Annotated in this window: 17 protein-coding genes and 2 tRNA genes; 8 read left to right on the plus strand and 11 right to left on the minus strand. The window is 66.3% G+C overall.

From position 1 onward, the window contains the following. Positions 1 to 158: 158 nt before the first annotated feature. The 4 genes from SBP01_RS03430 to SBP01_RS03445 form a co-directional block, all read right to left on the minus strand. Positions 159 to 246 (minus strand) — tRNA-Ser (locus SBP01_RS03430). 123 nt (positions 247 to 369) lie between these two features. Further along, entirely contained in the window at positions 370 to 555 is a 186-nt protein-coding gene (locus tag SBP01_RS03435) for a hypothetical protein (RefSeq protein ID WP_320537487.1), read from the minus strand. Between the two features lie 6 nt (positions 556 to 561). Continuing rightward, positions 562 to 744: a hypothetical protein gene (locus tag SBP01_RS03440; protein ID WP_320537488.1), complete on the minus strand. Its 183-nt coding sequence runs from the start codon at positions 742 to 744 to the stop codon at positions 562 to 564. Then, on the minus strand, positions 744 to 3074 hold the full coding sequence (locus SBP01_RS03445; protein ID WP_320537489.1) for a prolyl oligopeptidase family serine peptidase: 2331 nt from the start codon (positions 3072 to 3074) through the stop codon (positions 744 to 746). The genes SBP01_RS03440 and SBP01_RS03445 overlap by 1 nt, the downstream gene beginning before the upstream one ends. A gap of 86 nt (positions 3075 to 3160) precedes the next feature. On the opposite strand from SBP01_RS03445, the gene SBP01_RS03450 reads away from it, so the two are divergent. Beyond that, positions 3161 to 5086, plus strand: coding sequence for an FAD/NAD(P)-binding protein (locus SBP01_RS03450; RefSeq protein ID WP_320537490.1), 1926 nt, complete (start codon positions 3161 to 3163; stop codon positions 5084 to 5086). A 107-nt stretch (positions 5087 to 5193) separates the two neighbouring features. Here SBP01_RS03450 and SBP01_RS03455 read toward each other — a convergent pair whose 3' ends face one another. The 3 genes from SBP01_RS03455 to SBP01_RS03465 all read right to left on the minus strand — a co-directional run bounded on the left by SBP01_RS03455 (position 5194) and on the right by SBP01_RS03465 (position 11041). Further along, a complete protein-coding gene (locus tag SBP01_RS03455; RefSeq protein ID WP_320537491.1) occupies positions 5194 to 9756 on the minus strand; it encodes an ExeM/NucH family extracellular endonuclease in 4563 nt (1520 codons plus the stop codon). A 284-nt stretch (positions 9757 to 10040) separates the two neighbouring features. Further along, positions 10041 to 10808, minus strand: coding sequence for a VOC family protein (locus tag SBP01_RS03460; RefSeq protein ID WP_320537492.1), 768 nt, complete (start codon positions 10806 to 10808; stop codon positions 10041 to 10043). A 145-nt stretch (positions 10809 to 10953) separates the two neighbouring features. Then, a tRNA-Ser gene (locus SBP01_RS03465) sits at positions 10954 to 11041 on the minus strand. Between the two features lie 109 nt (positions 11042 to 11150). Here SBP01_RS03465 and SBP01_RS03470 point away from each other — a divergent pair. From SBP01_RS03470 to SBP01_RS03495, 6 genes are all read left to right on the plus strand, one after another. Beyond that, entirely contained in the window at positions 11151 to 12134 is a 984-nt protein-coding gene (locus SBP01_RS03470; protein WP_320537493.1) for an NAD(P)H-quinone oxidoreductase, read from the plus strand. Between the two features lie 2 nt (positions 12135 to 12136). Further along, entirely contained in the window at positions 12137 to 12763 is a 627-nt protein-coding gene (locus tag SBP01_RS03475; protein WP_275214740.1) for a PadR family transcriptional regulator, read from the plus strand. 211 nt (positions 12764 to 12974) lie between these two features. Then, on the plus strand, positions 12975 to 15275 hold the full coding sequence (locus SBP01_RS03480; protein WP_320537494.1) for a carbon starvation CstA family protein: 2301 nt from the start codon (positions 12975 to 12977) through the stop codon (positions 15273 to 15275). Then, a complete protein-coding gene (locus SBP01_RS03485; RefSeq protein ID WP_275214742.1) occupies positions 15275 to 15478 on the plus strand; it encodes a YbdD/YjiX family protein in 204 nt (67 codons plus the stop codon). Before SBP01_RS03480 ends, SBP01_RS03485 begins: the two co-directional genes overlap by 1 nt. A gap of 60 nt (positions 15479 to 15538) precedes the next feature. Continuing rightward, a complete protein-coding gene (locus tag SBP01_RS03490) occupies positions 15539 to 16192 on the plus strand; it encodes a bacterial proteasome activator family protein (protein WP_275214743.1) in 654 nt (217 codons plus the stop codon). Positions 16193 to 16198: 6 nt separating this feature from the next. After that, positions 16199 to 16675 (plus strand): hypothetical protein, encoded by a 477-nt coding sequence (locus SBP01_RS03495; RefSeq protein WP_275214745.1) that lies wholly within the window; start codon positions 16199 to 16201, stop codon positions 16673 to 16675. 41 nt (positions 16676 to 16716) lie between these two features. Here SBP01_RS03495 and SBP01_RS03500 read toward each other — a convergent pair whose 3' ends face one another. From SBP01_RS03500 to SBP01_RS03515, 4 genes are all read right to left on the minus strand, one after another. Next, positions 16717 to 16905 (minus strand): hypothetical protein, encoded by a 189-nt coding sequence (locus SBP01_RS03500; RefSeq protein WP_320537495.1) that lies wholly within the window; start codon positions 16903 to 16905, stop codon positions 16717 to 16719. Positions 16906 to 17008: 103 nt separating this feature from the next. Beyond that, positions 17009 to 17965 (minus strand): hypothetical protein, encoded by a 957-nt coding sequence (locus SBP01_RS03505; protein ID WP_320537496.1) that lies wholly within the window; start codon positions 17963 to 17965, stop codon positions 17009 to 17011. A gap of 302 nt (positions 17966 to 18267) precedes the next feature. Continuing rightward, positions 18268 to 18651 carry an Hpt domain-containing protein gene (locus SBP01_RS03510; RefSeq protein ID WP_275214749.1) on the minus strand — a complete coding sequence of 128 codons (384 nt, stop codon included), beginning with the start codon at positions 18649 to 18651 and terminating at the stop codon, positions 18268 to 18270. Between the two features lie 128 nt (positions 18652 to 18779). After that, the gene (locus tag SBP01_RS03515; protein ID WP_320537497.1) at positions 18780 to 19178 is read right to left on the minus strand and encodes a nuclear transport factor 2 family protein; all 399 of its coding nucleotides are present in this window, start codon (positions 19176 to 19178) and stop codon (positions 18780 to 18782) included. 149 nt (positions 19179 to 19327) lie between these two features. Between SBP01_RS03515 and SBP01_RS03520 the strand changes: the two genes are divergently transcribed. Then, positions 19328 to 19675, plus strand: coding sequence for a hypothetical protein (locus tag SBP01_RS03520; protein ID WP_275214751.1), 348 nt, complete (start codon positions 19328 to 19330; stop codon positions 19673 to 19675). The last annotated feature ends 32 nt before the right edge of the window (positions 19676 to 19707 follow it).

The raw sequence follows: 19707 nt of genomic DNA on the forward strand, positions 1-19707 counted from the left end.
TCCTGCCATCGCCGGGCCGCCCGTCGCCCATGGAAGTGGCAGTTGATGCCGTCATGAAGGCTCAAAAGACATCTGCTGCTGCCCAGTTGGGCGAGGAGGGTGCAACAGACCCAGGCGCGGGGACGCAAAAGGCCCCGGTCCAGGACCGGGGCCAAACGCGGAGACGGGGGGATTTGAACCCCCGGTGGAGTTGTGCCCCACACTTCATTAGCAGTGAAGCCCATTCGGCCGCTCTGGCACGTCTCCAATTGCTATTCCTAGCCCACCAAGGATACGCAGAAGCGGGCACCGAGCGCAAAACGGCCAACGCGGGGTCACTCCACGCCAATAAAAGGCTGGTTATCGGGCGGAAAGTGACCCCGCGTTGCTTCAGGCCGCCGGCTGCGCGGGGCGGACCATCCTGATTTCGCGGAGACCTTCCCAGTCCGCGATGGTGTCCTCGGCGCCGTCGGGCGTAAAGCCGAGCCGGGTGTAGAAGCCGACGGCCTTGCGGTTGTCTGCCGCAACCCACAGGCTGGCCGCCCTCCCACCCACCACGCCGTCGTCGCACGCCACCCAGGCCTACGCGGGTTCAGGCCGGTCCAGAAGCTGCTGCCACAGCGCCAGCCGGCCGGCCGGATCCACGGCAGCCAGGAAGGCATCGGACAGCATGCTGCGGTACGTTTCCTGCCAGCAGCGGACGTGGACCTCTGCCAGGCGTGCAACGTCTGGCGGCCCCGCCCGCCGCACGGACAAGCTGGGCATCAGCCGCCAGCCAGGGCACGCCAGAGGAAGTGCTGGCTCCGGGCCTGCAGCGCGGCAGCCTGCCGGTTGTCCGACGCCCCGGCGTGACCGCCCTCCAGCGACTCGTGGAACCAGACGTTCCGAATCCCCATGGCCTCCATGCGGGCGGCCATCTTGCGCGCCTGGACCGGGCCAACCCTGTCATCGGAGGTGGCAGTCCAAATGAACGTCTCGGGGTACTCCACGCCGTCCCGGAGCAGGTGGTACGGCGAGAACGTCCTGATGTACTCCCATTCCTCCGGCACGTCCGGGTCGCCGTATTCAGCAATCCACGAGTGCCCGGCGGAGAGCTTGGTGTAGCGGCGCATATCCAGCAGGGGAACCCCGCAGGAGACTGCCCCGAACAGTTCCGGGTAGCTGGTGAGCATGTTGCCCACCAGAAGTCCGCCATTGGATCCGCCCACGCAGCCCAGCCGCTCGCGGGAGGTGACGCCGCGGGACACGAGGTCCCTGGCCACCGCCGCGAAGTCCTCGAAGGCCCGGTGCCGGTTCTCCTTCAGCGCGGCCCGGTGCCAGCCCGGTCCGTACTCGCCGCCGCCGCGGATGTTGGCCACCACATACACGCCGCCGCGGGAGTGCTGCGGCTCGCCGGCATCGCCGGTCACGGCCGTCCGGCGCTCCAGCCAGGCGCGGCCCACCGTCCCGCTGTAGGCCGGGGTGCGGGAGACTTCGAAGCCGCCATAGCCGGAGAGCTGGGTGGGGTTTTGGCCGTCCAGGACCAGGCCGCGGGCGGCCACCTGGAAGTAGGGAACGCGGGTGCCGTCCGCGGACACCGCGAAGTGCTGCTCGACTTCGTAGTCGGCCTCGTTAAAGAACGACGGCGATGCCTTCACCTGGGCGTGCCGGCTCACTACGCCGGTGCTTACGGCGGCAGTGCTTACTTCGGCAGCGCTCCCGGGAGCAGCCCGCTCCAGCGTTCCGCGCATCAGCGTGCTGGGGGTGGTGAAGCCGGTGGCGACCAGCCAGAAATCGTCGCCCGCACCGCCGTCGACCGGGCCTTCATCCTCATCATCCACGGCGTAGGCATTGACGTCGTGCAGCGGCGCGCAGGCATCCAGCAGGGAGGAAGCCCACGCTCCGGAAGCAGAGTCGGTTACAGCCCCGCCAGCCGAGACAGCAGGGGCGGAGGAGGCCGGCATGGAAGGATCCAGGACCCGGATTTCGGACGAGACGTCGCGCAGCAGGTTCAACAGCAGGAAGTTCCGTGTCCAGCTCCAGGACTGCAGCGATGTGTGCGCATCCGGGGAAAACAGCACCAGCAGGTCCCGTGACCCGGCCAGGTAGTCGTCGAACTTGGCGGCCAGCAGCGAGCCGGCGGGATAGGTTTCGCCGTCAAGGGCCCAGTCCTGCTGCGGCCGGAACAGCAGCCACTCGCGGTGCGCGCTGAGGTTCACGTCGGTGGGCGCCTCGATCTCCACCCATGTGTCAGCGGACCGGACGAAGGTGCTGCGGTTGTAGAAGTCGACGTAGTCTACGGCGAACGTTCGCTCGAACCCGGGGGTGGAATCGTGGGCCACCACGGCCATCATGTGGGCCTCGGGGACCTCAAACAAAGGGGAAGCCGCGCCAAGGGCTTCGCCGCGCCGCAGTGTGACGGCGGTGCGGGCATATCCGGACGCCGTGCGCGGCAGGTCCTCCGCCGTGGAGGCGACCAGCAGGGTGTCCGCGTCCAGCCAGGAGACGTTGCCCTTCGCCGTCGGCAGGTCAAAACCGCCGGCTGCCGGGTCCACAAAGGTTCGGGCGTCCACGTCGAACTCGCGGTAGCGGTTGGCGTCGCCCCCGTCGGGGGACAGCGCCACCAGCGCCTGACGGTACGGTGCGCCGGTTTTCGGGCGCAGGAACGTGGCCCCGTGGAACACCCACTCCACCCCCTCGGCGGCGGCCAGTGCATCCACATCCAGCAGCACATCCCACTCCGGGGAGTCGGTCAGGTAACTTTCCCACGTGGTGCGGCGCCACAGCCCCTTGGGGTTCGCACGGTCCTTCCAGAAGTTGTAGTACCAGTCGCCGCGCTTGCCCACCATGGCGATCCGGTCGGTGGAGTCCAGCACTTCGAGGATGCGTCCCTCGAGGACCGCGTACTCAGCGTCCTCCAGGAGGTCCTCGGTACGCGCATTCTGTTCCCGGACCCAGGCCAGGGGATCCTCGCCGTAGATATCCTCCAGCCAAACGTTCTCATCGGGAGGCTCCGGCGCAACCCCCGACCCAACCCCCGGTTGGACAGTTCCGGTGGGCGTGGGGGTGGAAGCGGACGATGAACCGGGCGCTTGATCAGCTGCAGTGGTGGTCATGCGCCCCATCCAAACAACATCTCCGGCCGGCAAGCAAGTCAAACGCTCGTCAAAGGGCCCGGGTTCGGGCGGATACTCTGGATTCCGTGGGTAAATCGACGAGCATCCGGGCAGCCATCATCGGCGCAGGCCCCCGCGGTACCAGCGTTCTGGAGCGTCTGCTCGCCCACGCCGCCACCCTCAGCGGCTCCGTCGCCGTCCACATCGACGTCATCGACCCCTATCCGGCAGGCCCGGGGCACGTCTGGCAGCCGGCGCAGTCCCGGCTGTACCTCATGAACACCCAGTCCTTCTACCCCACGATAATTCCCGAAGACCCCCGGCTCCCGGCGCCCCTGGCGGGCGCCACGTTCGACCAGTGGCGTGCCCGCCAGCGGACCGATCCGTCGCCCACCCTGACGCCGGAGGAACTGGAGGAGCTGGCCGTCCTCGAATCCCGTGACTTTCCGAGCCGTGCACTGTACGGCCGCTACCTTCGCTGCACCGTGGAGGAACTCCTCGGAAGGCTGCCCGACGGCGTCACTGTCGCTTTTCATGAGACGGCGGCTGAGTCGGTGCACCGGACGGGGGACGCGCTCGACGTCGGACTCGGCAGCGGCGGTTCGCTCACGGTGGATTCCGTGGTCCTCGCCCTCGGGCACATTCCGTCCCGGCTCAACCTGGAGCAGCGCGAACTCCAGGCCTCGGCCGGCCAGCTGGGCCTGCGCTACCTCCCGCCCGCCGTGCCCGCCGACGTGGACTGGTCCGCCATCCCGGCCGGCGAGCCCGTCCTGGTCCGCGGCATGGGCCTGAACTTCTTCGACGCCATGGGCCAGCTCACCGAGGGCAGGGGCGGGAAGTTCATCGACGCCGGCGCGGGGCTGGAGTACCAGCCGTCCGGCCAGGAACCGCTCATCATTGCCGCCTCCCGCAGAGGTACCCCCTACCGCGCCAAAGCTGCGCTGGACGGTTACTACCCGTCGTCGGTCACGTTGCGGTACCTGACCGAAGCGTCGCTGGAGCGGTTCGCGGCCGCCGGCATCCTCCCCGGGTTCGACCACGACCTCTGGCCGCTGCTGCACCGTGACACCCTCTGGGCCTACTACTCCACCCTGGTGCGCTCGCAGCCGGGTGCCGTCCCGGACGTGCCGGCGTTCCTCGCTGCCCTGGATGAGGCCATGCGGCCGCACGCCCACAGTTCGACCAACTGGGAAGACGCGGTGGAGAGTGTGCTGGCCGTGCACGTCGGTCCGCGGCACCGGCTGGACCTGCTGGGCCTTGCATCCCCTCTCGCGGGCCGGTCGTTCCCGTCGCGCGCGGACCTGGACGCCGCCGTCGTCGATTACCTCCTCGATGACGCCCGCCGCTCCGCACTGGGTGAGCAGGACCCGGTCAAAATGGCCATCGGGGCGCTGCACCGCGGGCGGGCGGTGCTGAAGACGGCAGTGGCCGACGGCGGCATCACCGACGAGTCCTGGGTGGCCGGCCTGCGGGGCTGGTTTGAGTCGTTCGTGGAGGGCCTGGCCAGCGGGCCGCCCGCGCTGCGCGCTGAACAGCTGGCTGCACTGGCGCGCACGGGGGTGGTGAGCTTTGTGGGCCCCGATCCCCGGTTTAGCGTGGACCGCCGGGCACGCCGCTTCACCGCCGTCTCGCCATGGGTGGGCGGCCAGCCGGTAACCGCGACAACGATGGTCGAGGCCCTGGCACCTGCCAACCGGGTTGCCGCCAACGACTCCCCGCTGCTGCAGCAGCTCCTCGACGACGGACTGGTGCGTCCGCGGCTGATGATGACGGCGGAGGGTGCCCCGGTGGAGGCGACCGGCCTGGACGTCAGGCCGCATCCGTACCGTCCCGTGGCGGCCAACGGCTCCGTAACGGACGGTTTGTACGTTCTGGGCCTGCAGCTTTCCGCCACCCAGTGGGGCACGGCCATTGCAGCCGAAGCGGTCCAGCCCGGCGGACCCGTCTACGCCAGCGGGCAGCGGACCCTCCGCGACGCCGACGAAATCGCGCAGGCCATCCTGGGCGCGTAGGAGCTTAAACCAACGCGTGAACCTTAACCAACGCGGGGTCACTTTACGCCCGAAATCCTCTCCGGATTGGGCGCGAAGTGACCCCGCGTTGGCCTAATGCGGAGGAGCTAGCCCTTCGCGCCGTTCAGGCAGTGGCGATAGGCGGCCATGGCGCTGCCGTAGTTGACCTGGCCAACGAGGTCGCCGGGGCGTGCGGGCTTGACCGGTGCCGTGCAGACCGGCTGGGCCGGGACACTGGCCGCCACCTTGACGTCGGTCCTGACCACGGTGCCGGACTCGACGGCGGTGAGCACCAGGGTGCCCGTTCCCGCGGCCGCTCCTGCCGGCACCTGAAGGTCCACCGTGGCCGCGCCCGCAGTGACCGGCACGCTGCCGAGCAGGGTTACAGTGCCTGCGGCGTCGGTGAACTCCGCGCGCAGCGAGGTGTTGACCGGGCTGCCCAGCGACGTCAGGTCCAGCTTGGATACCGCCAGGGTGATGGCGTCCCCGGCCTTGACCTCGGCGGCCGTGGTGTTGACCACGGCGACGGAGCGGCGGGCGAAGTCCGGCGAAACCGGGCTTTGCGCCTGCAGGTACTTGATCCACGCGTCGCGGTCGATCAGGCCGGAGTCTTTGGTGGTGGCGCCTTCCTTGAAAATCCGGAAGTTGTCACCGCCCTGGGCCAGGAAGCTGAACGTTCCCACACGGTAGGACTTCGCGGGATCGATCAGGGCGTCGCCCACCCGGATCGAGGTGATCCGGTCACCGGCGGCACGGGATGCGTCGTAGGTGTAGTTGACGTTCTTGGACAGGCCCAGCTGCAGGTAGGCGCGGCTGGGAACCGTGCCGTCAGCGTTGGTCTGCCACTGCTGCTCCAGCAGGACCTTGAACTGCGCGCCGGTCAGGGACGTGGTCCACAGGTTGTTCACGAACGGCAGTACTGCATTCGCCTCGGCGTAGGTGATGGTGCCGTCCGGTGCGTAGTAAAGCTCGTTGCGGAGGCCGCCGGCGTTGACGACGCCGATTTCTGCGCCCCCGAGGTTCGTGTCCTTGAGTGCATCCACCAGCGAGTCCGCCACGAGGTTGCCCAGCGTGGATTCGCTGCCGCGGTCATCGCGCTTGGCCGGACCGCCGGCGGGATCCGGCGAGAACGCCGTGGTGATGTCCTTGGTTACAGAACCGATGGGCTGGTTGCCGACTTCGGCCGCGGCGGCGAGGGCCTTCTTGACGATCGCATCAACAGCCGCGACCCGCGGGTACTCCTTCACCAGGTCGGAGGCCAACGCTGTGGTGCGCTTGACGTTGCCGGCCTTGTACGCGGTGACGTTCTTGGTGGCAGTGTCCACGGTCAACTGGATCTGGCCGATGTTCTCGCCGTAGTTTCCGGTCTGGACAATCGGGCGGGTCTTGCCTGCCTGGCCAGGAACCGGGGCGTCCCAGGCGTATTCCTTGTGCGTGTGGCCCGTGAAGATGGCGTCCACGTCTGCGGAGGTTTCGTTGACTAGCTTGGCGAACGGGCCGCCGGCTGCGAGTTCCTGCTCCAGGGTGGTGCCGTCGGGGGTGCCGGATCCGGCGCCGTCGTGGTTTTCAGCGATGATCACGTCGGCGAGGTTCTCCGCCGTGATTTTTGCTGCTGCCCTGTTGATGGCCTCCACCGGGTCGCCAAAGTCCAGGTCTGCGATGCCGCCGGGGCTTACCAGGGAGGGGACCTCCTGGGTGACGGTGCCGATGACGGCCACCTTCACGCCGTTCATGTCCAGAACCGTAAACTCGGGCAGGGCCGGCTCGGTGGTGCCCTTCTTGTACACGTTCGCACCCAGGTACGGGAACGCGGCGTTGCTGCCGCCCGCGATGACGCGGTCGCGCAGGTCTGCCCAGCCGCCGTCGAACTCGTGGTTGCCCACGGCGGAGGCTTTCAGTTCCAGGGCGTTGAGGACGTCGATGGTGGGCTGGTCCTTGGCGACGGCCGAGGCGAACAGCGAGGCGCCGATGTTATCCCCTGCGGACAGCAGGGCAGTTGCACCCGGGGAAGCCTTGGCGCGCAGCTGCTCGATGGTCCCGGCGAACTGCACGGTGTTCGAGTCGATGCGCCCGTGGAAGTCGTTGATGCCCAGGAAGTTCAGGTCAACGCTGGCGGGTGTGGCGGGAAGATCCAGGCCCACTACCACGGGGTCGTGGTCGCTGGCGCGGAACTGGTCCGGCGCGTAGTAGTTGGTGACGTTGTTGTTGTACCGGCTGTACTCGAGCGACACGGATTCAACGGAGTTGATGTTCCAGATGTCCGCGCCCGTGACAACGGCGTTGGCCGCCGGTGAGGCGACGATGTGATCCAGGGAACCCACGAGGCCGCCGAAGAGGTAGGAGTGCTTCGCGGATCCGTCGGCGTTTTTGGCTTTCTCGTCCCGGTTGACGTACCCGGCGGACCGGAACACGTTCATCGGGTCTTCGTGGGCGTAGGAGTTGAAGTCGCCGATCAGGAAGACCTTGTTGGTGCCCTTGGACTTCTGCAGTTCGTCCGAGAAGGCCAGCAGGGACTGCGCCTGGGCAGTTCGGGCCAGGTTTGAGGCGCCCTGGCCTTTGTCCGTGTCCTCCGGGGTGGCTGCGGAGCCCTTGGATTTGAAGTGGTTGGCGATGGCGATGAACTTCTTGTCCTCGGCAGCACCGACGGGCTTGAAGACCTGGGCGAGCGGCTTGCGGGCATTGGCGAAGGCGGTGGTGTCGTTGAGGATGATTGACTCGCCCACCGGCTCTGCACTGGCTTTCTTGAAGATGAAGGCAGTACGGATCATGTCCTCATCGGCCAGCGGGGGAGCGTTCGCGGGTGTGCGCACGTAGTCCCAGATGCCGGGGGTTTCAATGTTCAGGGCGTCCACCAGTTTGGCGAGGGCATCGTCCCGGGTCTTGCCGAACTGAGCCGAGTTTTCGACTTCCATGAGGGAGACGACGTCGGCACCGGACTTCGAGATGGCGGCAACGATCTTGTCCTGCTGGCGCTTGAAGTTCTCGGCGTTGGCGGCGCCGCGGACGTCGCAGCCGCCGCTGACGGTGATCGGGTTGCCCGCCCGGTCGGTGTAGAACTTGCAGCCGGCGATCGTGTCGCCGGTGGTGGGGAAGTAGTTCAGCACGTTGAAGGAGGCGATCTTAAGGTTGCCGCCCACGGTGGCCGGAGCTTCGGAGCGCGTGGCGCCGAACGTGGCCGGCTGGACAGTGTCCTTGTTGGCCTCGGTGAGGTGGGTCAGCGGATGGAATTTCCAGGAGTTGTTTGTGTAGCCGAGCACCACGTTGGTGGTGAACGTCGCCGGGGAGCCGACGCGGACGGGGTCCGTGGCCGTCAGGTACGGGAGAACCTGCGCCTTGGTGCTGGCATCCTTGAGGAAGTTCGTGCTGGAGCCGTCGTCGAGCTTGATGCCGCGGGCGGCGTTGTCCGCCACCGCGGCGTTGTATTCCGCCGAACCGAAGGGCGCGACGGCGGTGGGCTGGACCAAGGGAGTGGTCCCGCCGGCCAGGCCGATCTCACCGTACTGGTTCAGGCTGTAGTTGTCCGTGACAGTGAGCGGTCCCTGGGGTGCCAGCAGCATTCCTTCGAGGGATTCCCGGAAGGTCTCGTTGGCCGGCAGCGTGAACGTGGTGGGCTTGACCTCGGGGGCAGCCTCAGCGAGCTTGGTGAGGCCAGCAGCAGCGTTGACGTTGAGCTGTGTCATGCCGAAGTACTCGCTGACGACTCCGGTGACCTGAACGTAGTCTCCGGTCTGGACTGCAGCCGCGGTGGCGGGGGAGTACACAAAGATGCCGTCGGACGCAGCGTGATTGGTGGCCGTCAGGTCACCGCCGGTGCCCGCGGTCTGGAGGTAGTAGCCGTTCAGTCCGCCGGTGGGGAAGACTGCGGTGACCTTGCCCTGGGTGGTGACAGTAGCCCCGGTCAGCGGGCTTTTGACGCCGGTGCCCTGGATTTCTGCGATGGTCTTCAGGACCGGGGTGCCCGGGTCCGCGGGGGGATCGACCGGCGGGTCCACTGGCGGAGTCGCCGTGCCGGCGCCCTGGGGAGTGATGGTTGCGCTGAGCGTGAAGTCGGCGGAGTTGTTGTTGCTGTCCGCGAAGCCGGTGCGGTTCAGGCTCTTGACGTCCGTGTTGCCCGCCGGTGCCGTGGCGGCCTTGGTTTCGAACGTGTTTGACGCGCCGTACCCCAGCAGGTCTGCGACGCCTGCCGTCTCGATGACGGAGCCGGTTGCGAGGCCGGTCAGGGCCGTAGCCTGCTTGGCCAGGACGATGGTTCCGCTGGCGCCTGAGGGGTTGAAGTTCCCGGCATCGACGTCGGCGGCCGGCAGGTCCGGCGCCGTTGAGGTGCTGTTGTTGGTGCTGCCCTTCACCAGGAAGTGGCCCTTGGCCGGAATGGAGCCGGCCAGCGGGGCGACACCCGTGGGAGCGGCCGTGCCGGGGGCGGCACGGTATTGGACGGACCAGCCGTCAAGCGAGACCGGGGCGTCCGAGGTGTTGTACAGTTCCACGAACTTGTTCTTGTAGGCCGCTCCGGCGCTGCCGCCGCTGAGATAGGCCTCGCTGATCACAACGGGTGAGGTGCCGGCAGCTGGTGAGACCTCCGCTGCGGCGGCAGGCACCGCTGCCAGCGGAGCTGCGATGAGCCCCACGGACAGCGCGGTGCCCAGCGCTAAATTCCAAGGTGTGTTTTGCATCCGCTCTAACTTTCATAGGGGTGTCCCGGATTGGGGACCCGATGGAACGCTCCCGGGTTGTGCCCAGAGGCAGGAAGCCGGACTCCGCTCCTGGTCAAGTGGGGTCCGGCACAGCAAATCAGCACTGGATGAACGCAGGGTTGATTCCCTGTGTAGCGCTGCTTGCGGCGTGGGGTTGCAGGGTGAAAGGTGGCCGAGCCCCCTCAGGTGTCGGCCATCACAAAAGAATACCGGCCGGTAGCTTTGAGGGAAGCTGCCGGCCGGTATTTTTCGAAGGAATTTACTTACGCAATGATTTTGAAGATTGCTCCGGTGGGGTCCGCCAGCATGGCCACGCGTCCGAAAGGAGAGTCCTGGGGGCCGTCGAGGACGGTGGCGCCCATGGACACGGCCTTTTCGATCGAGGCGTCGGTGTCTTCCACATTGAAGTAGACCTGCCAGTTCGATGGAACCTCGGCCGGCAGGTAGGCGGACGCGTCCATGATGCCTGCCTTGGCGGAATCTCCGGCGCCCAGGGTGGTGTAGCGGAATTCCGGGGTGTCACTCATGACGTCCGTATCCCAATTGAAGACGTTTTGGTAAAACCTGACGGCGGCGTCGTAGTCCTTGGTGTGAAGTTCATGCCACGCGGCAGCACCGGGCTCGGCAACCAGTTCATACCCCCGCATTTCACGGGGCTGCCACACACCCACGGCCGCGCCCGAGGCGTCGCCGAAGACCGCCATATGGCCCTGTTCCGGGACATCCATGGGCGGCATGAACACCTGACCCCCGTTGGCTGTCACTGCTGCGGCGGTGGCCGCCGCGTCGTCCGATCGGAGGTAGGTGGACCACATGTCCGGCATGCCAGCCTGTTCCGCATCCTTCTGCATGAGGCCGGCCACCATCTTGCCGTTCTTCCGGGCAGTGGTGTAGCCGCCATACTTTTCCTCGTCTCCGGCCTGGTACTCCCAGCCGAAGAGTTCACCGTAGAAGTGGCGCGCTTTGGCGATATCTGACGTCATCAGGTCAATCCAGCAGGGTGCGCCGGGGGTGCTCTCAGGTGCAGGCATAGTGGACTCTTTCGTTGAAGGGGTGGCGACACGAATGACCCTATGCGGGGGCCCTGACAGTTTCAATGGCCCGTTGACCGCTGCATTAGCCCCGGAAACGACGGAACCCCGGTCCGCCATTGCTGGCGGACCGGGGTTCCTGTCGCGGAAGGTAAGAGATTCGAACTCTTGGTACGGGGTTACCGCACACTAGTTTTCAAGACTAGCTCCTTCGGCCGCTCGGACAACCTTCCCTAACGAGTAGTGTTTCATAGGCAGTTGGCTGCAACAAAACAGAGTCTGCCGCGCCTCCGGTGCAGACTGGTTTCCGGGGCACGAATTAGCTAGAAAACGGGAGTTGCCATGAAAGCCGTCTACATCGCCGAACCGGGTGGCCCGGAGGTGCTGGAAGTCCGCCAAGTTAGCGACCCGGTCCCCGGGCAGGGCGAAGTGTTGATCGACGTCGTCGCTGCGGGCCTGAACCGCGCAGACGTCCAGCAGCGGCGGGGCTTTTATCCGCCGCCGCCCGGCGCATCGGAGATCCCCGGGCTCGAGGTCTCGGGCAGGATCGCAGGCTTCGGTCCCGGCGTCGCCAAGGCCTTCTCGGTGGGAGACAAGGTTGTGGCCCTGCTGGCCGGCGGGGGTTACGCGGAAAAGGTTGCCGTGCCCGCCGAGCAGGTACTGAGGATTCCCGACGGCGTTGACCTGGTCACTGCCGCGTCCTTGCCGGAGGTGACGGCCACGGTGTATTCGAACCTGATCATGACGGCCCAGCTGCAGCCGGGCGAGACCGTCCTGATCCACGGCGCCACCGGGGGCATCGGCACCATGGCCATCCAGCTGGCCAAGGCCTTCGGCGCCAAGGTGGCCACCACTGCAGGGACAGACGAGAAAGTGGGTACGGCCAAGGCTTTCCTGGGCGCGGACATTGCCATCAATTACAAAGAGGAAGACTTTCCGGACAGCCTGCGCCGTCAGAACGAGGGCAAGGGAGCCGACGTCATCCTCGACGTCGTAGGGGCCAAGTACCTGGCGCAAAACGTTGATGCGCTCGCCGATTACGGCCGGTTGGTGGTGATTGGACTGCAGGGCGGCGCCAAGGGGGAGCTGGATCTCGGCCAGCTCCTGCGCAAACGCGCCGCCGTGGTGGCCACGGCCCTGCGGCCGCGCCCGGTCGAGGAGAAGGGCGCCATCATGAGTGCGGTGCGCGAATCGGTCTGGCCGCTGATTGCTGACGGCAGGATCCGCCCGTTGGTGGCTAAGACCTTCCCGCTCGAGCAGGTCAGCGAAGCGCACCGCTACTTCGACAGCGGCGATCACGTGGGCAAGATCCTGCTGGTGATGTAAGGGTGTCCATCCGCCACAGCCTCCTCGCCCTGCTGCAGGACCAGCCGCGCTATGGCTACCAGCTCCGCGTTGAGTTCGAGAACCGCACCGGCGCCACCTGGCCGCTGAACATCGGGCAGGTCTACACAACCCTGGACCGCTTGGAACGCGACGGGCTGGTCAGCAACGACGGCGGCGACGGCGAAGGCCACGTGGTCTACAGCATCACTACGGCAGGGAAGGCTGAGGTGGAGGGCTGGTTTGCCGCCCCCGTGGAGCGCGCCAACCCGCCGCGCAATGAGCTCGCCATTAAACTCGCGCTCGCGGTCACTCTTCCGGGCGTGGATGTGCAGGCCATCATCCAGGCACAGCGGGTGGCCTCCATCCGCGCGCTCCAGGACTACACCAAGTCCCGGCGGGACACCGCCGCTACTCAGCGGGCGGCGGACACCGCCTGGCTGCTGGTGCTCGATTCGCTGATCTTCCAGACTGAAGCGGAGGTCCGCTGGCTGGACCTGTGTGAAGCGAGGATGGTGCAGCAGGCGCAGGCTGCCTCCCTGGGCGCGACCGGCCAGGCGGGTACCCGCAAATCGTCCAACGGGGTCACGCCGGAAGAGGCTCACCCGCTCTCAGCGGAAAAGCGGAGGTAAGTGGCCGTCACGCTCCGTTATGGAGTTGGGTCTTTGCCAAAGGCCGGCGCGGGCCTACGGTAAGAGGCACGAGGTCCGTCACTGAGCGCCTCCAGCCTGCCGTTCACCGCATGGACGCCGACCGCTGGCGCAGGGCTGCATTTGCGGCTGGGCCGCATTGGTAGGGTGCCTTGGAGCAACCGATCGAAGCAGGAATTCTCGAGGAGGAGACATGGCCAACAGGCCTGAGGAACCGGCAGGTTCAGCGAAACGGGGCGGTCCGCTGACGGCCAGCCCGGACCTGCCACCCACCGCAGTGGATGACGCTGTGCGGGAGGCTGAAGAGAACAAATGGACGCCGGCCAAGATCGCCCTCTGGGCAGCCATCGCGCTGCTCGGCGGTGTGGCCTGGTTTATGGTGGCCATCATCCGGGGCGAGACGGTGAACGCCATCTGGTTCGTTTTTGCCTCGGTTTGTACGTACCTGATTGGTTACCGCTTCTACTCCAAGGTCATCGAGCGGTACATCACCAAACCCGATGACCGCCGCGCCACACCGGCCGAGTACAAGGCCGACGGGAAAGACTACGTCCGGACGGACCGCAACGTCCTGTTTGGACACCACTTCGCCGCCATTGCCGGCGCGGGTCCGCTGGTGGGGCCGATCCTGGCCGCCCAGATGGGCTACCTGCCCGGAACCATCTGGATCATCATCGGTGTTGTCCTCGCCGGAGCGGTTCAGGACTACGTGGTGATGTTCTTCTCGATGCGCCGCGGCGGCCGCTCCCTGGGCCAGATGGCGCGCGAAGAGCTCGGCGTCATCGGCGGCACGGCTGCACTGATAGCCACACTCCTGATCATGGTCATCATCGTCGCCATCCTGGCCCTCGTGGTGGTCAACGCCCTGGCGGAAAGCCCCTGGGGTGTCTTCTCGGTGGGCATGACCATCCCGATCGCCCTGTTCATGGGTGTTTACCTCCGCTTCCTGCGCCCCGGCAAGATCATGGAAGTCTCCCTGATCGGCTTCGTGCTGCTGATGGCCGCCATCATCGGCGGCGGCCTGGTGGCCAACACCGAATGGGGTGCCGCATTCTTCACCCTGGACAAGGTCACCATCGCCTGGGGCCTCATCGTCTATGGTTTCATCGCCGCCATCCTGCCGGTCTGGCTGCTGCTGGCGCCGCGTGACTACCTTTCCACGTTCATGAAGATCGGCGTGATCGTGATGCTCGCGCTGGCCATCATCGTGGTCCGCCCCGAGATCACAGTTCCGGCCTTCAGCGAATTCGCGAGCCGGGACAACGGGCCGGTCTTCCCTGGCGCGCTGTTCCCGTTCCTGTTTGTGACCATCGCCTGTGGCGCCCTGTCCGGGTTCCATGCGCTGATCTCGTCCGGCACCACACCGAAGCTGGTGGAGAAGGAACGCCAGACGCGCTACATCGGCTACGGCGGCATGCTCATGGAGTCTTTCGTGGCCATCATGGCCCTGGTTGCGGCCATCTCCATTGACCGCGGACTCTATTTCGCCATGAACTCGCCTGCCGCCCTCACCGGCGGGACGGTGGAAACCGCGGCCGCCTGGGTCAACAGCCTGGGGCTGTCCGGCGTGAACATCGGCCCGGAGCTGCTTGCCGAGACGGCGAAGAACGTGGGCGAGGAAAGCATCGTGTCCCGCACCGGCGGCGCACCCACCCTCGCTGTGGGCCTGGCCCACATCATGCAGCAGTTCGTCGGCGGTACGGCAATGATGGCGTTCTGGTATCACTTCGCCATCATGTTCGAGGCGCTGTTCATCCTGACCGCAGTCGACGCCGGAACGCGCGTGGCGCGCTTTATGCTGCAGGACTCCATCGGTAACTTTGCCCCGAAGTTCAAGGAACATTCCTGGCGCCCCGGTGCCTGGCTGTGCACAGCCATTATGGTGGCAGCCTGGGGTCTGGTGCTCCTGATGGGTGTGACGGATCCGCTCGGTGGCATCAATACGCTGTTCCCGCTGTTCGGCATCGCCAACCAGTTGCTGGCCGCCATTGCGCTCTCCGTCTGCCTGGCCATTGTGGCCAAACGGGGGAACTTCAAGTACCTGTGGATCGTAGCGGTGCCGCTGGCGTTTGCGGCTGTGGTGACCATCACCGCCAGCTACCAGAAGATCTTCTCGTCCACCCCGGCGGTCGGTTATTTCGCCAACAATGCGGCGTTCAGCAAGGCCCTTGCCGACGGCAAGACCGAGTTCGGGACGGCCAAGAGCGTGGCCGCCATGGAAGCGGTGGTGCGCAACACCGCCATCCAGGGCTGGCTGTCCGTGATCTTTGTGGTGCTCAGCATCATTGTGATCGCCATGGCGGTTGTGGCCACCATCAAGGCCTTCCGGAACCAGCAGTCGGGGATCACCAACCAGGACAACGAGGACCCGGCCCTTCCGTCCCGCGTCTTCGCTCCTGCCGGGCTGGTTCCCACGCCGGCTGAAAAGGAACTGCTGGCCGAATGGGACAAGGTGCCCGCCGAGCTGCGGTTTGAAAGGGCTGGGCACAACTAATGAGTGCCGGCCTGGCCGCTGTTGCCAGTGGCTTCCGTGGTTTCGCCCGGTACTTGGGCGGCGTTATGGGGGCGGATGCGTATGCCAAGTACCTTGAGCACTGGCAGGCGGCCGGGCACCAGGAGCCGCCGATGACGGAGCGGGAGTTCTGGCGGGACCATACGGACCGCCAGGACTCCAACCCCCAGGGGCGGTGCTGCTGAACGTGCCGTCCGGCGTCATGGACTGGACCCGGCGTCGCCGGCGCGTGAGAGTATGAACGCATGAGCGATCCGAAAGACACTCAGCCTGACGATATCCCCGTGGAGGGCACCATGCTCGAGGACGGGGGCCCGGCCGAGCCGGTGGTTGCCGGGCCAGTCCCAACCGGTCCGGCTGCTGCCGGCGGCGGCCCGGGCAAACCAAAAGGCAGCAACCTGCAGGACTTGGTGGACGAGCCCGCCAAGGTGATGCGGATCGGGACCATGATCCGGCAGCTCCTGGAGGAAGTTAAGTCGGCGCCGCTGGACGAGGCCGCCCGCGGACGCCTGGCCGAGATTCATGAGCGGTCCATCAAGGAGCTGGAGGACGGGCTTGCCCCGGAACTGGTGGATGAACTGGAACGGATAAGCCTTCCGTTCCCGGAGGATGCCACACCGTCGGACGCCGAGCTCCGGATCGCCCAGGCTCAGCTGGTGGGGTGGCTGGAGGGTCTTTTCCACGGTATCCAGACGGCCATCGCGGCCCAGCATGCGGCGCGGGAGCATGCCGTCGCGCAGATGCAGCTCAAGCAGCTGCCGCCGGGCACCATGATCGCTCCGGGAGTGGTCATCGGAGAGAACGGTGAACCGCAGCGGGCCACCGCCGGTCAGCGTCCCGGCGCACCCACACCCGGCCGCCCGGAAGACCCGGACCACGGCCCCGGACAGTACCTCTAGGTTTAAGTGGGATTCTTTACTGCAGCCCGCCAAGGGCGCAAGGACGACGCCGAACTGGGCAAGGGCTTATGGCGCCGCGCCCACGACCGGTTCCACCGGGGACTGGACCGGTATCACCAAGTGCTTGAAGGCGTGGAAGACGATCAGCTTTACGCCGAGCTGGTGGAAATTGCCAATGAGCTGACAGGGCTCCTGGAGCGGGTTCGTACAGTCTGCGTGGAGGCCCAGCGGCGCTCACCCAGCGACGGGCTCGACATTCCGGGAGCGTTGGCCGGGGTGCACCGCTCGCTGTCCAAGGCCGGCAACTCGCTGGCTACCACTGCCGAAGCCGCCGCCATGCTGCGGCTCGCCGTGGGGCCGGTGCCGGTGGATGCAGCGTCGGTGCGGCGCCGCGCGGAATCGGTGTTCGAGCAGGTGGCCGACGCCGAACGTCGGCTCGCGCAGGATACCGCCGGGGGGCGCCCGGAGACGCTGTCCGGCTGACAAGGCGCGGCTGGCCTGCCCCGCTGCGGCGGGGTGAAGCCTCAGGCGGCGATGCGCACCGGCTCTGCAGTAACTTCGTCGATGACTGCCCAGGATTCCTCGCCTGCGCACTGCCGGCTGGCGAAACGCTCGGCGTCCGCCAGTGAGTCAAAGCTTTCATGGCGGATCCGGCCGCAATCGGCGTCGAAGTAGGTGACGTGGTATTCGTGGGCCGCGTTGTTGTTTTCCATAAATCCAGTCTGCAACCGGGGTCTGACAATCACCGGGCAGCCGTGCGGCGTGTTGCAGGTGATGAAGTCGGATCTGTCTCCCGCCAATGATTTGGGCGGCTGCTCACCGCGCCGACAGGCGGAGTACCCGCTGCTGAGCGAGCATGGCTGAACGCTGTGCCTTTTCGGCCGCCCTGGCCGCCTGTTTTGCTTCGGCTGCGGCAGAGGACAGTCCCTTCCGGGCGCTGTCCAACTGTTCCTCGCTGGCTTTCAGCCGTGCCCGGAGGTCCTGCGTTTCGCGGGTCAGTTCGGCCACGTTCTGCTCTGTCTTCGCCAGCTGGTCCCGGCGTTCGGTTGCCAGTGCGGAGGCGTCCTGTTCGGCCGCCTCGGCGTCTGCCAGGACGGCCCTGGCCTTCTCCAAAGCGGACGGCGACGTCCGCCGCGGAGTCTCCCGGACAGCCTCGAGGCGCGGCTGCTCCGACGGCGCACGAGCGGCGCCTGCCGCCGTCGCGCGTTGTTTGTGTTTATGCTCCGGGACCGGCGGAGGGGAGGTGCGCGGTGCGGGAACTGCCCCTGGCACGGCCACGGCGCCTTCGAGGTCCACCGTGTCCACGCCGTCTGCGGATAGCGTCCGGACCAGCAGTCCGCTCTGAACGGCGGCAGCTGCCCCTTCATCCGCGATCAGCGCGCCCAGGGTCCGTTCCACGTCGCTGGCGATTGCCGTGCTGATGGCGCGCCCGTTGCGCTCGGCGACGGAACGGGCGGTGCCGACGGCGGTGTCCAGGAGGGCACGGCGCTCCCGCGCCAGTTCACGGAGGGCACGGGCGTCGAGGGCTGACTGTGCGGCACGCATCCGTCGGCCCAGGTCAGCGAGTTGTGCGAGTATTTCGGACTCATGCACCGCCATCATATTGACGGCCCAGGCCGCCGCTGAGGGCTTGGGCAGGGCTTTAACGGCGGCGGCGAGGTCCTTCCCGGAACCGGTGGCGGCCTTGGCGGCAGCTGTCCGGGCAGCCATGAACTCATCAAATGGCACGGCGTAGAGTTCCAGCGCGATGGTACTGAGCGCCTTGTCATCCATGCACGCAATCATAGGCGGGCAGGCGGGCGTCCCGGGTACGCGCACGCCCGGCCTGACCGTGCGACTGTTCAGGGCCGCGCAGGCACCTGTCTGGATCCCCGGCGGTGCACCCTCAGCCTCCGGGGACCCCTGGGCGTGCTCCGTCGCCGGGTGCCGTGAGGGCTCCTGCGGGGGGCCCTGAGTCCGGCCTTGCGTTCAGCGCGGCCGAGCAGGCCAAGCATGCTCGAAATAATGACCACCCACAGCACTGCGGCCGCGAGGACGATACAAATCAAGGTCAGTGGATGCATGGCGGGCCCGGCTCACGCGACGTATTTCTGCAGCAGGTCTGTAGTCTGCCTGCCGCATTTGGTGATCCGTGAAATGTTGGCAGCCGCCAACTGCGGGAGCAGCCTCGCGGGTTCGGCATGGCGGGTATCAACCCGGAGGCAGTGCTCCAGGTCGGTCGCAAACTCTGCGAGGCGTTCCGCGCCCACCATCTGGCTCGACGACTTGAGGCTGAGGACGGCATCCAGAGCGCCCCTCAGATCACCGGTGGTCAGCGTGAGGCGGACTTTTTCAGCCCGGTCGGGCAAGAGTGCAATGAAGTTCAGGACGAAGTGCTTGCAGACATCTTCGTCGTCGAGACCGTCCCGCAGCTTTTGCAGAACTCCCCGATCCAGTAGCGGTAAAGCATTGGTGTCCATAACTCCCCCGAGCGTCGAAGTGCCTACAACGACCCCCCAGGACCTGTAATGGACGTTACTGGCTCGCAAGGATGAAAACACGAGTAGGTGGTACTCGTGTTTGCCTGTGGGAACACCCGAAATCCCCGTCATCCACCAACGGTGTCGCCATGCCGGTGGGCCACTTTCCAGTCGCCGTGTTCGCGCCGGTAGACCTGTGTGGCCCGCAGCGTGAAGGTGCGCGGGCCGCCGTCGACCGAGACCGAGATGTGTTCGAGCCCTGCGGTATAGGCCATGTCGCCGGCCACGTCATACGCCTGCAACTCAAAGGCGTAGGCGGTGCAGGCCGAGAAGCTCTGTTCGAGGGAAGTAAACAGTTCGTCCAGTTCACGCTGCCCATAAGCGTTCCGCCACGCCCCCAGCACGCTCACGGGTTCGCTCCGGGACCAAAGCCTGCGTCGCGGGCCGGAATCGCCGTTGTGCAGCGCGAGTTCCGCTTCGTAAAGGTCGGTTTTAACCCACGCCAGGAATTCATCGCGATCGGTCATGCCACCAGTATGAGCCCGGCCAGTCAGGCGTGCATGCGGAAATTTCGAAAAGCGGACCTCGAACCCGCTGCCCGGCATGACCCTCCGGGCTATTGTTTGGCGTAGCGGTTCAGGCAGGGACCACCCATCGAGCATCGGAGCAACGAACCATGTCCGGACCGCTGCCTGGAAGTGAGCACGGGGAAGACCACGGCCCAGGAGCCAATGCGGAACGCCGGGCGGTCTCCGCAGGGCTGCTTGCGCTCATCATCCTGATTGTCGATGCGTCAGTGCTGCTATGGGCTATCTGGGCCGCGGGTGGCGGCGTTGACTCAGGGCTCCTGTGGGTCGGCATATTCCTCGCGTTCAACCTGCCGGCGACCTGTCTCGTGGTCATCCTCGGCGTCGCGTCCCTGGTGAAAAAGAGTGGGCGAATGCCCGGGGCAATAGCTTTGGTGATCTCAGGCGGGGCACTAATTTTCGCGGTCTACGGCTTCGTGACAACCCAGATTCTCTGAGGTGTCAGGAAGGGTGCAGAAGCTCCGGGGGT

The sequence above is a fragment of the Pseudarthrobacter sp. IC2-21 genome (genome assembly GCF_034048115.1).
GTDB lineage: Bacteria > Actinomycetota > Actinomycetes > Actinomycetales > Micrococcaceae > Arthrobacter > Arthrobacter naphthalenicus.